This is a genomic window from Streptomyces sp. NPDC059679 (genome assembly GCF_042734105.1).
Taxonomy (GTDB): domain Bacteria; phylum Actinomycetota; class Actinomycetes; order Streptomycetales; family Streptomycetaceae; genus Streptomyces.
The window spans coordinates 56454-69596 of the sequence record NZ_JBHWES010000045.1; the positions used below are offsets into that span (position 1 = coordinate 56454).

At 70.1% G+C, this 13143-nt stretch carries 13 protein-coding genes; 7 read left to right on the top strand and 6 right to left on the bottom strand.

Going from position 1 to position 13143, the window contains the following annotated elements; translation table 11 throughout:
• Nucleotides 1-4 precede the first annotated feature (4 nt).
• The 5 genes from ACFV2X_RS35790 (at nucleotide 5) to ACFV2X_RS35810 (ending at nucleotide 6471) form a co-directional block, all read left to right on the top strand.
• Nucleotides 5-1036, top strand: a complete 1032-nt coding sequence (locus ACFV2X_RS35790) for a carbohydrate ABC transporter permease (RefSeq protein WP_385624794.1) — start codon at nucleotides 5-7, stop codon at nucleotides 1034-1036.
• Nucleotides 1033-1863, top strand: a complete 831-nt coding sequence (locus tag ACFV2X_RS35795) for a carbohydrate ABC transporter permease (RefSeq protein WP_385624796.1) — start codon at nucleotides 1033-1035, stop codon at nucleotides 1861-1863. The genes ACFV2X_RS35790 and ACFV2X_RS35795 overlap by 4 nt, the downstream gene beginning before the upstream one ends.
• Nucleotides 1864-1872: 9 nt before the next feature.
• Complete coding sequence (locus tag ACFV2X_RS35800) at nucleotides 1873-3426, top strand: glycoside hydrolase family 3 protein (RefSeq protein ID WP_385624799.1); 1554 nt, start codon at nucleotides 1873-1875, stop codon at nucleotides 3424-3426.
• Nucleotides 3427-3491: 65 nt separating this feature from the next.
• Nucleotides 3492-4562, top strand: coding sequence for an SIS domain-containing protein (locus tag ACFV2X_RS35805; protein ID WP_385624801.1), 1071 nt, complete (start codon nucleotides 3492-3494; stop codon nucleotides 4560-4562).
• 439 nt (nucleotides 4563-5001) lie between these two features.
• Nucleotides 5002-6471 (top strand): sensor histidine kinase, encoded by a 1470-nt coding sequence (locus ACFV2X_RS35810; protein WP_385624897.1) that lies wholly within the window; start codon nucleotides 5002-5004, stop codon nucleotides 6469-6471.
• 206 nt (nucleotides 6472-6677) lie between these two features.
• On the opposite strand, the gene ACFV2X_RS35815 is transcribed toward ACFV2X_RS35810, so the two are convergent.
• Together ACFV2X_RS35815 and ACFV2X_RS35820 are read right to left on the bottom strand one after the other, a co-directional pair.
• On the bottom strand, nucleotides 6678-6935 hold the full coding sequence (locus ACFV2X_RS35815) for a WhiB family transcriptional regulator (protein WP_003953983.1): 258 nt from the start codon (nucleotides 6933-6935) through the stop codon (nucleotides 6678-6680).
• 318 nt (nucleotides 6936-7253) lie between these two features.
• Nucleotides 7254-8222 carry a diacylglycerol kinase family protein gene (locus ACFV2X_RS35820; RefSeq protein WP_358627711.1) on the bottom strand — a complete coding sequence of 323 codons (969 nt, stop codon included), beginning with the start codon at nucleotides 8220-8222 and terminating at the stop codon, nucleotides 7254-7256.
• A gap of 84 nt (nucleotides 8223-8306) precedes the next feature.
• On the opposite strand from ACFV2X_RS35820, the gene ACFV2X_RS35825 reads away from it, so the two are divergent.
• Nucleotides 8307-8858: a hypothetical protein gene (locus tag ACFV2X_RS35825; RefSeq protein ID WP_385624804.1), complete on the top strand. Its 552-nt coding sequence runs from the start codon at nucleotides 8307-8309 to the stop codon at nucleotides 8856-8858.
• A gap of 23 nt (nucleotides 8859-8881) precedes the next feature.
• Here ACFV2X_RS35825 and ACFV2X_RS35830 read toward each other — a convergent pair whose 3' ends face one another.
• The 3 genes from ACFV2X_RS35830 to ACFV2X_RS35840 form a co-directional block, all read right to left on the bottom strand.
• Nucleotides 8882-9790 (bottom strand): RNA polymerase sigma factor SigF, encoded by a 909-nt coding sequence (locus ACFV2X_RS35830; RefSeq protein ID WP_385624806.1) that lies wholly within the window; start codon nucleotides 9788-9790, stop codon nucleotides 8882-8884.
• Nucleotides 9791-9825: 35 nt separating this feature from the next.
• Nucleotides 9826-10239 (bottom strand): anti-sigma regulatory factor, encoded by a 414-nt coding sequence (locus tag ACFV2X_RS35835; RefSeq protein WP_089511125.1) that lies wholly within the window; start codon nucleotides 10237-10239, stop codon nucleotides 9826-9828.
• A gap of 379 nt (nucleotides 10240-10618) precedes the next feature.
• Nucleotides 10619-10879 carry a UBP-type zinc finger domain-containing protein gene (locus ACFV2X_RS35840; RefSeq protein WP_385624808.1) on the bottom strand — a complete coding sequence of 87 codons (261 nt, stop codon included), beginning with the start codon at nucleotides 10877-10879 and terminating at the stop codon, nucleotides 10619-10621.
• Between the two features lie 44 nt (nucleotides 10880-10923).
• Here ACFV2X_RS35840 and ACFV2X_RS35845 point away from each other — a divergent pair, with 44 nt between their 5' ends.
• Nucleotides 10924-12528, top strand: a complete 1605-nt coding sequence (locus ACFV2X_RS35845; RefSeq protein ID WP_385624811.1) for a Na+/H+ antiporter — start codon at nucleotides 10924-10926, stop codon at nucleotides 12526-12528.
• Nucleotides 12529-12547: 19 nt separating this feature from the next.
• On the opposite strand, the gene ACFV2X_RS35850 is transcribed toward ACFV2X_RS35845, so the two are convergent.
• Nucleotides 12548-13138 carry an N-acetylmuramoyl-L-alanine amidase gene (locus ACFV2X_RS35850; protein ID WP_385624814.1) on the bottom strand — a complete coding sequence of 197 codons (591 nt, stop codon included), beginning with the start codon at nucleotides 13136-13138 and terminating at the stop codon, nucleotides 12548-12550.
• Nucleotides 13139-13143: the final 5 nt, after the last annotated feature.

The window sequence follows — 13143 nt, forward strand, 5'->3', positions numbered from 1 at the left end:
GGCGATGGCTGTAGCGACCACACGCACCACTCGCAAGGACCCCGGCCGCCCCGCGGCGCCCGGGGTCCCCGGGCGCGGGGCGCCGCCGGGCCGTACGGGTACGGGTACGGGCCGCGGGGCGCCCCCGGGGCGCGGCCGGCTCGTCGGCACCGCGCCCTATCTGCTGCTTCTGCCCGCGCTGGCCGCCACCGTGGTGCTGCTGGGCTGGCCGCTGGTGAAGAACGGCATGCTGTCGTTCCAGAACCTCAATATGCGGCAGCTGATCCAGCACCTCACCGAGTGGAACGGCGTCGACAACTACCGCGAGGCGCTGACCAGCGAGGACTTCTGGCGGGTCACGGCCAGATCGGTGGTCTTCACCTCCGTCAACGTCGTGCTGATCATGGTGCTCGGCACGCTGGTCGGGCTGCTGCTCGCCCGGCTCGGGACGAAGATGCGGCTGCTGCTGTCGACCGGTCTCGTCCTGGCCTGGGCCATGCCGCCGATCGCGGCGACCACCGTCTACCAGTGGCTGTTCGCCTCCCGCTTCGGGGTGGTCAACTGGGTCCTGGACAAGCTCGGCTGGCACTCGATGGCCGACTACAACTGGACCGGCAGCCAGTTCTCGACCTTCTTCGTCATCACCGTCCTGATCGTCTGGCAGTCGATCCCCTTCGTGGCGATCAACCTCTACGCGGCGACCACGACGATCCCCAAGGAGCTGTACGAGGCGGCCTCACTGGACGGCGCCGGGGCCTGGCGCTCCTTCACCTCGGTGACCCTGCCCTTCCTCAGGCCCTTCCTCCTCGCGACGGTCTTCCTGGAGGTGATCTGGGTCTTCAAGGCGTTCCCGCAGGTCTTCGCGATCAACGAGGGCGGCCCGGACCGGCTCACCGAAACCCTTCCCGTCTACGCGTTCATCGAGGGCGTGGGCAATCAGCACTACGGCATGGGCGCGGCGATCTCGCTGCTGACCATCGTGATCCTGCTGGCCCTGACCTCCTACTACCTTCGGATCGTGCTCAAACAAGAGAAGGATGAGGGGGACGAGCTGTGAAACGCTCGGCGGCCGGGCGGCTGTGGCCCAATGCGACGGCGATCGTCCTCTTCATCGCCTTCGTGTTCCCCGTCTACTGGATGTTCAGCACGGCTCTCAAGCCGACCTCGGAGATCATCTCCGAGGACCCGGTGTGGTTCCCGACCAACGCCACCTTCGAGCACTTCAAGACGGCGACGAACGCGGAGAACTTCTGGACCCTGGTGCGGAACTCCCTGACCGTCACCGTCTCGGCGGTGGCGTTCTCCCTGGTGCTCGCGCTCCTCGCGTCCTTCGCCCTCGCCCGGATGCGCTTCAAGGGCCGCCGCGGCTTCCTGGTGACGTTCATGATCGCCCAGATGGCGCCCTGGGAAGTCATGGTGATCGCGATCTACATGATCATCCGCGATGGCGAGATGCTGAACAGCCTGGTCCCGCTGACCCTCTTCTACATGGTCATGGTGCTGCCCTTCACCATCCTCACCCTGCGCTCCTATGTCGCCGCCGTGCCCAAGGAGCTGGAGGAGTCCGCGATGGTCGACGGCTGCACCCGGCCGCAGGCGTTCATCCGGGTGATCTTCCCGCTGCTGGCGCCCGGACTGATGGCCACCTCGCTGTTCGGCTTCATCACGGCCTGGAACGAGTTCCCGCTCGTACTCATCCTGAACAAGGATCCCGAGGCCCAGACGCTGCCGCTGTGGCTGTCCAAGTTCCAGACGAACTTCGGCGACGACTGGGGCGCCACCATGGCGGCCGCCTCGCTGTTCGCCATCCCCATCCTGCTTCTCTTCCTGTTCCTGCAACGCAAGGCGGTCGGTGGTCTCACTTCCGGCGCTGTGAAGGGATGATCTTTCTCCATGACGACCCTCGCACGCGGCTTGGACACTCTCACCAGGGACGCCCTGGCGGTACTGCAACCCGGCTTCACCGGCACCACCGCGCCCGACTGGGTGCTGCGGCGGCTCGGTGAAGGACTCGGCTCCGTCGGCATCTTCGGCCGCAACATCAACTCGTCCGAGCAACTCGCCGCCCTCACCGCCCAGCTGCGGGCCGAGCGCGAAGACCTGCTCGTCGCCATCGACGAAGAGGGCGGTGACGTCACCCGTCTTGAGGTGCGGACCGGCTCCTCCTTCCCCGGCAACCTGGCGCTGGGCGCCGTCGACGACACCGCCCTGACCCAGGCCGTGGCCCGCGAGATGGGCCGCCGGCTCGCCGCGTGCGGGGTCAACCTCGACTGGGCGCCGTCCGCCGACGTCAACTCCAACCCCGACAACCCGGTCATCGGCGTACGCGCCTTCGGCGCCGACCCGCAGCTCGTGGCCCGCCACACCGCCGCGTACATCCGGGGCCTCCAGGGCGCCGGGGTCGCCGCCTGCACCAAGCACTTCCCCGGGCACGGCGACACCGCCGTCGACTCCCACCACGCCATGCCGCGCATCGACGCCGACCTCGACACCCTCACCGCCCGCGAACTGATCCCCTTCCGGGCCGCCGTGGCCGCCGGCACCAAGGCCGTGATGAGCGCCCACATCCTGGTGCCCGCGCTCGACCCCGGCCTGCCCGCCACCCTCAGCCCGGCCGCGCTGCACGGCCTGCTGCGCGCCCCCGTCAGCGAGGGCGGGCTCGGCTTCGAAGGGCTCATCGTCACCGACGGCATGGAGATGCAGGCCATCTCCGCCGCTTACGGCATCGACCGCGGCAGCGTGCTCGCCATCGCCGCGGGCGCCGACGCGATCTGCGTCGGCGGCGGACTCAGCGACGAGGACACCGTGGTACGGCTGCGCGACGCGCTGGTGGCCGCGGTACGGGCCGGGGAGTTGCCCGAAGCGCGGCTCGCCGACGCCGCGGCCCGGGTACGCGCCCTCGGCGACTGGGCGCGACAGGCCGGAGGGCCGGGCGCGGCGGAGGGCATCGCGCCCGCCCCCGAGGCGGGGCTGCGCGCCGCCCGCCGGGCGCTGCGCGTCACCCCGGGCGACCAGCCGTACGAGCCGCCCACCGGGCCCGCGTTCGTCGCCGCCTTCACCCCCATGGCCAACATCGCCGTCGGCGACGAGACTCCCTGGGGCGTCGCCGCCGAACTGGCCCGGCTGCTGCCCGGCACTGGCACTGCCACCTATGGCCAGCGTGACATCGAGGGTGTGACCGACGGTGTGCCCGCCTTGATCGCAAATGTACTCGGGAAGGCGGCTGACCGTAGGATCGTCGCAGTGGTACGCGATGTCCACCGCCACCCCTGGATGGCCGACGCCCTGGACACCCTGCTCGCCGCCCGGCCGGACACGGTCGTCGTCGAGATGGGCGTGCCCCAGGCGCCGCCGACCGGGGCGCTGCACATCGCGACTCACGGCGCCGCCCGGGTCTGTGGGCTGGCCGCCGCGGAGGTCATCACCGGCGGCGTGGCCGGGGGATGACGCCACCACCCGGCTCGGCCCGCACCGCGGGCACAGCACAGCACAGCCAACTGGAGGCACCCAGCATGTCCGCCACGACTCCGGCCCAGCACAGCGACCAGCCGGGCCGGATCATGTCCGGGGAGATGGCCGAGCAGCCCGCGGTGCTGCGCCGGATCCTCGACGAGGGCGCGCCCCGCATCCGCGAGATCGCCGAACGCATCGCCGCGCGCAACCCGCGCTTCGTACTCCTCACCGCACGGGGCACATCAGACAACGCGGCGCTGTACGCGAAGTATCTGATCGAGGTCCTGCTGGGCAAGCCGTGCGGCCTCACCTCCATGTCCACCACCACCGCGTACGGGGCCGAGCAGGACCTGACCGACGTACTGGTGATCACGGTCAGCCAGTCCGGCGGCTCCCCGGACCTGGTCGCCTCCACCGAGGCCGCCCGCGAGGCCGGCGCGATCACCCTCGCGGTCACCAACAACCCCGACTCCCTGCTGGCCGCCGTCTCCGAGTTCCACATCGACGTCCTGGCCGGCCCGGAGAACGCGCTCCCCGCGACCAAGACCTACACCGCCGAACTGCTCGCCCTCTACCTCTTCGTCGAGGGCCTGCGCGGCGGCGACGGCGCGGCCGCCAAGGTCCTTCCCGAGCTGGCCCAGCAGATCCTGGACCGGGGGGACGAGGTCAAGCAGCTCGCCGGCCGCTACCGCTTCGCCGAGCGCATGGTCATCACCTCCCGCGGCTACGGCTACCCCACGGCCAAGGAGGCCGCGCTGAAGCTGATGGAGACCAGCTACATCCCGGCGCTGTCCTACTCGGGCGCCGATCTGCTGCACGGCCCGCTCGCCATGGTCGACAACATCTCGCCGGTGATCGCCATCGTCACCGACGGCAAGGGCGGCCAGGCGCTCCAGCCGGTCCTGGAGCGGCTGCGCGGCCGCGGCGCGGACCTGGTCGTCATCGGCCCCCAGGCCGAGGTCGACCGGGCCTCGGCGGGCTTCGCACTGCCCACGGAGGGAGTGGCCGAGGAGGTCCAGCCGATCCTGGAGATCCTGCCGCTGCAACTGCTCGCGTACGAGGTGACCATCGCCCGAGGCCAGGACCCGGACGCACCCCGGGCACTGGCGAAGGTGACGGAGACCAGGTGAGGCTCTGAGACCGCCACCCCCCACCGGCTCCCGCGCTTCCCCGCGAAGCGCGGGAGCCTTTTGTGCGGGAGCCATTTGTCGGGGGAGTGAGCGACGGCGCCGGTCGGAGGCCGGCCAGCCGCCCGAAGCCTGGGAGGCCCCCTGGGGCCGAGCAGTGCGAAGCGGCAGAAAAAGAGGGGACCCGCGGGCCGCGGCGCCAGGGCGGGACCCTCAACCCACCCGGCACCGCAGCCCGGAGTTGCATCGGCCGCAGTCGGCCGACTTGAGGCCCCCGGAGCGGTCAGGGCAGAGCACCCCGTGTGCCTCGATCCACCCTCCTGTGCGGGGAGGGCGGAAGATCGCAGTGCGCCCTATTCTGGACTAGACCACTCTCGCCTGTCCACGGCTCTGCGCGGAAAGGCTGAATCGGACGTCCAGGTAGGCTCACAACGTGCCCTCCATGAACGACCTCGTACGCCAGCACACCGCACTCAGCGACTCCGACCTCGAGTGGCTTCACCTGCTGGTATCGGAGTGGCAGCTGCTCTCCGACCTCTCCTTCGCCGATCTCGTCCTCTGGGTCCCCACCCGCGACGGCACCCGCTATGTATCGGTGGCGCAGATGCGCCCCAACACCGGGCCCACCTCCTACCAGGACGACATGGTCGGCCACCTCGCCCCGCGCGGCCGCCGCCCGATGCTCGACGCCGCCCTCGACGAGGGCCGTATCGTCCGGGAGGGCGACCCCGAGTGGCGGGAGGAGGTCCCGGTCCGGGTCGAGTCCATCCCGGTCCGCCGGGAGGGCCGGGTGCTCGGGGTGATCGCCCGTAACACCAATCTGCTGACCGTACGGACGCCCAGCCGGCTCGAGCTCACCTACCTCCAGAGCGCGTCCGACCTCGCCCAGATGATCGCCGCAGGATCGTTTCCCTTCCCCGAGCAGCAGGTCGACATGGACGCCTCGCCCCGCGCGGGCGACGGCCTGATCCGGCTCGACGCGGACGGCGTCGTCCAGTACGCCAGCCCCAATGCGCTGTCCGCCTACCACCGCCTCGGCCTGGCCGCCGACCTGGTCGGCCACCACCTCGGCCAGACCACCGCCGAACTCGCCCCCGTACGGGGGCCGGTGGACGAGGCGCTGGTCAAGCTGGCGAGCGGGTGGGCGCCGCGCGAGTTCGAGGTGGAGGGCGACGAAGGGGTGATCCAGCTGCGGGCCATCCCGCTCAAGCCCAAGGGCACTCATATCGGTTCGCTCGTCCTGCTCCGGGACGTCACCGAGCTGCGGCGCCGCGAGCGCGAGTTGATCACCAAGGACGCCACCATCCGGGAGATCCACCACCGGGTGAAGAACAACCTCCAGACCGTGGCCGCCCTGCTGCGCCTCCAGGCCCGCCGGATGGACTCCGACCAGGGGAGGGACGCGCTCAACGAGGCGGTACGCAGGGTCGGCTCGATCGCGATCGTGCACGAGACGCTGTCCCAGAACCTGGACGAGCAGGTCGAGTTCGACGAGATCGCCGACCGGGTCCTGGCCATGGTGGCCGAGATATCCCCGGGCAAGGTCACCGGCCATCGCACCGGCCGCTTCGGCATCCTCGAGGCCGAGGTGGCCACCCCGCTGTCCATGGTGCTGACCGAGGTGCTGCAGAACGCGCTGGAACACGGCTTCGGGCCGGGGGAGCAGGGCACCGTCGAGGTGACGGCGGTGCGCTCCGCTCCCGGTGGGGAGGGGCGGCTGCTGGTCACCGTCGAGGACGACGGGCGCGGGCTGCCCGAGGGGTTCGACCCGCAGCGGGCGGGCAACCTCGGCCTGCAGATCGTACGCACGCTGGTGGAGGGGGAGCTGGGCGGGACGTTCGACATGGTGCCCGCGCCCGAGCGCGGCACCCGAGTCGTCCTGGACATCCCGGTACGGGTGGAGAAGCACTGATTCGGTGACCGGGGCGATTCTCCGGGCGGGACTGTGTGAGACGGCGTGAGACCTTGAGCACACCCGCTCACATAGTGAGCATGTCGCTCACATGGTGAGCACAGCACTGAGCCCCGGACCGGGAGTGGTCCGGGGCTCAAAGCTCACGTTGCTGTGCGCATCGGGGTTACTGCGCGCTGCGGCTCGGGGGCCACGGGGTGTGGGCGTCAGGCGCTGGCGTTGCGTGCCCGGTTGCGAGCGGCACGGCGCTTCATCGCGCGGCGCTCGTCCTCGCTGAGTCCACCCCAGACGCCGGAGTCCTGGCCGGACTCAAGCGCCCACTGCAGGCACTGCTCCATGACGGGGCAGCGGCGGCAGACGGCCTTGGCTTCCTCGATCTGCAGCAGCGCAGGACCGGTGTTGCCGATGGGGAAGAACAGCTCGGGGTCTTCCTCGCGGCAAACGGCGTTGTGACGCCAGTCCATGGCTGCTCCATCTCCTCGTGTTGCTTGCGGATTGCTTGTGAATGTGAACGCTTTCACGAACCCCTCGACAAGGGTAGGGACGTCAACCAGTTGGGGCTGGTGCGGTCCCGTGGAATGAGGAAGGGGATTCGGGCTCTCAAGGGGGCCTTCTGGAGGCCGTCCCGATCGCCAAGAAGAGATTCGCAAACCTCGGCGGCGGATACAACCCCTTCCGGAAAGTTTTTTTTGATTCCTTGGTGTCGGCTCTGTCACAGCCCTACTTCCGGGGGGTGGAAGCCAGGCTAAACGTTCGACTGGAAGGACTTTTTGCGGTCTCACTCACACAATCACACGCAGTGCACGGCGTACGCCTGTGAACGTCACGCTCGTACGCAGTCCCAGGTGGTCACCGTCCATCTGAAACGGCAGTGGCGCCTGCGATTGCAAGGTGAAGTCCGTCAGGTCGTGCAGGGAGGTCGCGTGCTTGCCGCGGGGCCCTCGATCGGGGCTGGAGGTGAGCAGCTGGGTCGCGTAGCGGGTGGCCGCCGAGGTGGACAGTTTGGAGAGTCCAAGCACGTCGAGGGCGGTGTCGAAGGATGCGCGCGGCGTGGCGTAGATCGGGCGGTTGCCCAGGAAGGTCCAGGGGACGGTGTTGCAGATGATGGCCAGCACCAGTTGTTCGATGGGGTCCTCGTCCGGCCGCTTGAGGGTTATGGTCCCCTCCCGGCGGTGCGGATCGCCGAGGAACTGACGCATCACCTGGCGTATGTAAAGCGCATGGGTCGAGCGCTTGCCGCGTTCGCGCTGTTGTTCGACTCGGCCGATCACGCCCGCGTCGAAGCCGAAGCCCGCGCAGAAGGTGAACCAGCGCGCCGGCACCGACTCGTCCGGGGTGCCAGGGGTGCCCCCCGCGAGCCCGAGGCCCACGGTGCGCTCGGTGCCGTCCCGCAGCGCGTCCAGCAGGGCGCCGGTGGCCTCCACGACGTCATTGGGCAGGCCGAGGGCGCGGGCGAAGACATTGGTGGAGCCGCCGGGCACGACGGCCAGGCGGGGCAGCCCGTCCGGATCGGGGCCGTGGTGCAGCAGCCCGTTGACCACCTCGTTGACCGTGCCGTCACCGCCAAGGGCGACGACCAGCTCGTGTGTGCCCCCCTCCGCGGCCTGCCGGGCCAGGTCGCGGGCGTGCCCCCGGTACTCCGTGGTCGCCACGTCCAGCTTCAGATCGCTGGCGAGCGCGTGGATCAGGACGTCGCGGGTGCGGGCACTGGTGGTGGTTGCTGCCGGATTGACCACGATGAGCGCGCGCATGCTCAGCAGCCTACCCACTAAGGGTGAATCGGCCGTAATCGCGGCCTGGCCCCGGCCCGGGCGGGCGGCGGCTACGCTGCTCGGGTGAGCAGTAAGAAGTCCGCCACCGCCAAGAAGGCCAGGGCCGCGAAGACGGCGAAGCCGACTCCGACGACGGCTCCCAAGGCTGCTGGGGCCACTCAGGCCAAGGGGACCGAGGGGAGCAAGGGCGCCAAGGCCGCCCCCGCCGACGAGGCCCCGTCCGGCCCGCGCCCGACCCGCATCACGGCCGCCGCGATGCTGGCCGCGGCCGAGGCCGTGGTGCTGGTGGGCCTGGGGGTGTACGTACTGGTCATGGGGCTGACCGGGGACCCGGACAGCCCTCAGCAGGCCGAAATGCTCGGCGTGACCGTGCTGGCACTGGCCGCGCTGCCGCTGGCCGCGGCGCGCGGGCTGTGGCAGCGCCGGCGGTGGAGCCGCGGGCCCGCGATGATCACTCAGCTGATGGCGCTGCCCGTGGCCTGGACGCTGGTGCAGAACGGCGGCGGGCTGATCGCCGTCGGGGTGGCCACCGCCGTCGCGGCGTTCGCCGTCCTGGCGCTGCTGATCAACCCGACGGCGACGGAGGCCCTGGGCATCGGCCCGCGCGACGCCTGACCCCTGCTCTCACTCCGCTGCGCTCACTCCTCCACCAGCAACCGCTCCCGCAGTTGGGCGAGGGTGCGGGCCAGCAGCCGTGAGACGTGCATCTGGGAGATGCCGACCTCCTGCGCGATCTGCGACTGGGTCATATTGCCGAAGAAGCGCAGCAGCAGGATCTTCTTCTCGCGCGGCGGCAGATCCTCCAGCAGCGGCTTCAGCGACTCGCGGTACTCGACGCCCTCCAGCGCCTCGTCCTCCGCGCCGAGCGTGTCCGCGACCGCCGGGGACTCGTCGTCCGTGTCCGGCACGTCCAGGGACAGCGTGCTGTACGCGTTGGCCGACTCCAGGCCCTCCAGCACCTCCTCCTCGGAGATGCTCAGATGCTCGGCCAGCTCATGGACCGTGGGGGCGCGGCCGTGCCGCTGGGAGAGCTCTGCGGTGGCCGTGGTCAGCGAGAGCCGCAGCTCCTGCAGCCGACGCGGCACCCGCACCGCCCAGCCCTTGTCGCGGAAGTGCCGCTTGATCTCGCCGACGACCGTGGGGGTCGCATACGTCGAGAACTCCACACCGCGGTCCGGATCGAACCGGTCCACGGACTTGATCAATCCGATGGTGGCGACCTGGGTGAGGTCGTCCAGCGGCTCGCCGCGGTTGCGGAAGCGCCGCGCCAGGTGCTCCACCAGCGGCAGATGCATCCGCACGAGGGTGTTGCGCAGCTCGGCGCGGGCCGTGGAGCCCTCCGGAAGGCTGCGCAGCTCGACGAACATCGCCCGCGCTCCGCTGCGATCATGCGGATCGGGCTGCTCGCGCCGCTCGTGGTGATGCTGATCCATGTGGTCCGCCCGCTCTGGTCGGTCTCCTGCCGCCTCCGGGTCCGCGGGATGCGGCTGGGCCGGCGGGTGCGGGATGGCCGGGGTACGCACTCCCCGCGATGATGCGGTGCTCACGGAGCCCCCCTTTCCTTCACGGCTGTCCGGTTCCTTCACGGCTGTCCGGGGCCGGCGCCGCGCTCCTTGTACAGGCTGATACTGACCGTGCGGTCTTCGGCGACGGTCGAGTCGACCTTGCCGGCGAGCGCGGAGAGCACTGTCCAGGCGAAGGTGTCGCGCTCAGGGGCGCGCCCGTCGGTGGTCGGGGCCGAGACGGTCACCTGAAGTGCGTCGTCGATCAGGCGGAAGACGCAGCTCAGCACACTGCCGGGCACGGCTTGCTGGAGCAGGATCGCGCACGCCTCGTCGACGGCGATGCGCAGATCCTCGATCTCGTCGAGGGTGAAGTCCAAGCGGGCTGCCAGGCCGGCCGTGGCCGTCCGCAGCACCGACAGGTAGGCACCCTCAGCGGGCAGCCGGACTTCTACGAAGTCCTGGGTCCCGGGCTCGCCTGCGATCTGGGACACCCTCACCTCCAAGGTGACACAAGCTGATTGAGCTGAGCTGATTGGAGCGCCGGTCGTGAGCCCTTATGGTGGAGGGGGTACAGACCGACGCGGCACGTGGTTCGGCTGCGACGCTATCGCGATCTGCGGCTCGGTGTCGCCCGGACGAAGCACGGCCCCCGTCATGGGTGAACGCCGACCCGAAGGTTCTCGATATCACTCAGTGTAAGCACATGAGTACACAGCGTGGCTAGAGGTCTGCGGTCTCAATTCGAAAGAGATATCGCCTCGTTGAAGGAACCGCTGGTGACAGGCTCCTTTCCGGCCCTCTCCCTGCTGAAGGCATCGCTGTTCGGATCATGATTAAGGCTAGCGGGCCACACCCGCGATGCGGCAGTCATTAGAGGATCATGTGGTCCACGTAGCACCAGCGCCAGCTCTCGCCGGCCTCGAAGCTGCGCATCACGGGGTGTCCGGTCTCCTTGTAGTGCTCGGTGGCGTGCTGGAACGGCGATGAGTCGCAGCAGCCCACATGCCCGCAGGACAGACACAGCCGCAACTGCACCGGGTGGCTCGCCGCGGCCAGGCACTCCCGGCAGGTGTCGTATCTCGGCTCCGGTTCGGGCACCGGCAGCTCGGGAACATGCGGACACTCGTTCATGATTGCCAGACTAAACCGACAACACCATCGGGACGGGCTGGTTCATGGACGTATTTCCACTGCTGGTGCTGGTCGCGGGCAGCGCGGCCGTCGCGGGCGCGGCCCGCCGCACACCGGTGCCCGCCCCGCTGCTGCTGGTCGCCGTCGGACTCATCGCCTCGTATGTGCCCGGGGTGCCCGAGTACACCCTCGACCCGCATATCGTGCTGCCCCTCGTACTGCCGCCCCTGCTGCACACGGCGGCGCTCGAAAGTTCGTACCTGGACCTGCGCGCCAACATCCGCCCCGTCGCCCTGCTGTCGATCGGATATGTGCTCTTCGCGACCCTCGCGGTCGGCTGGATCGCCTATCTGCTGGTGCCGGACCTGCCGCTGACCGCCGCGCTCGTCCTGGGCGCGGTCATCGCCCCGCCGGACGCGGTGGCGGCGACGGCCATCGCCCGGCGCGTCGGCCTGCCCTCCCGCCTGACCACCGTCCTCCAGGGCGAGTCCCTGGTCAACGACGCCACGGCCATCACCGCCTACAAGGTGGCGCTGGCCGCGGCGGTCGGCGAGGGGGCCACCTGGACAGGGGGCCTGCGGGAATTCGCCCTCGCGGCCGTCGGCGGCGTCGGGGTCGGTCTGATCCTGATGGTGCCGCTGCACTGGCTGCGCACCCATCTGCGCGATCCGCTGCTGCAGAACACCCTCTCGCTGCTCATCCCCTTCGTCGCGTACCTGGCGGCCGAACAGGTCCATGCCTCGGGCGTGCTCGCGGTCGTCGTGGTCGCCCTCTACCTCGGGCACCACTCCTGGCAGGTGGACTTCGCCACCAGGCTCCAGGAGTCGGCGGTGTGGAAGATGATCGCCTTCGTGCTGGAGTCCGCCGTGTTCGCCCTGATCGGGCTGCAGCTGCCGGTGGTGCTGCGGGGCCTGGGCGAGTACGGGGCCGGCGAGGCGGGCTGGTACGCGGCCATGCTCTTCCTCGCGGTCGTGTGCGTACGCTTCCTCTGGGTCTTCCCCGCGACCTTCCTGCCCCGGGCGCTGTCCCGCCGGATCCGCGAGCGGGAGCCGGAGACCGACTGGACCTCGCCGGTCATCGTCGGCTGGGCCGGGATGCGCGGGGTGGTCTCGCTGGCCATCGCCTTCTCGATCCCGCTGACCGGGCACGGCGGACTCCCCTTCCCGGCTCGTAACCTCATCCTCTTTCTGACCTTTACGACCGTCATCGGCACCCTCGTCATCCAAGGGCTCACCCTGCCCGCGCTGATCCGGGCGCTGCCCGTGCCCGGCCGTGACGTGCAGGCCGAGACCCTGGCGGAGGCGCAGGCGCAGAACGAGGCGTCCCGGGCCGCCGAGCGGCGCCTCGACGAACTCCTCGCCGATGAGCGCAACGCCCTGCCCCAGCCGCTCGCCGACCGGCTCCGCGCGGTGCTGGAGCGGCGCCGCAACGCGGTGTGGGAGCGGCTGGGGGCGGTGAACGAGGTGACGGGGGAGTCGGCCGACGACACCTACCGCCGGCTGGCCCGCGAGGTGATCGGCGCCGAGCGCGCGGTGTTCGTGGAACTCCGCGACGCCCGGCGGATCGACGACGAGATGCTGCGGACGCTGCTGCGCAGGCTGGACCTGGAGGAGGCGACGGCCTACCGGGAGGAGAACGCGGACGGCTAGGGCCCGTCGCCTCAGCCGGTCACTTCAGCCGGTCGCGGATGCGTGCCCGCATCGAGGCCATGGTGAAGCCGCGCGGGTCCGTCTTGCCCGGCTGCCATTCGAGATGGCCGATCACCGAGCGCTCGGTCCAGCCGTGATAGCGGCAGATCGCCGCCGCGGCCCGCTCGATCGCCTCCAGTTGGGCTTCCGGCCAGGGGTCCTTTCCATCGCCGAGGTTTTCGCATTCGAAGCCGTAGAAACAGCGATTGCCGTCCGTGTTCGCCTCGTTGTCCGGAGGCAGGGCCTTCTCGGCGATCACCGCCCGCAGCACCTCGTCGTCCCCGAGCCCCGCGTGGTTGGCGCGGCCGTAGCCGACCAGGTGCACCTCGCCGTCCTTGGCGATCACGCCATGGCACAGCGGACCGGGCAGCGCATCGAAGCCGTCCCGGCAGATCCGTACGGTCAGCTCGGTGCCCGAGGTGACCGTGTGGTGGATCATGACGCCGTGCACCTCGCCCCAGGGCCCCTTGTGGTTTCTGTTGTGGTGCCGCCAGTCCCCGACCTGCACCACTTGCAGGCCCTCCCGCTGCAGAACCGCCAAAAAGTCCCCTGCGGACATGGGTGAGGCCATGGCCG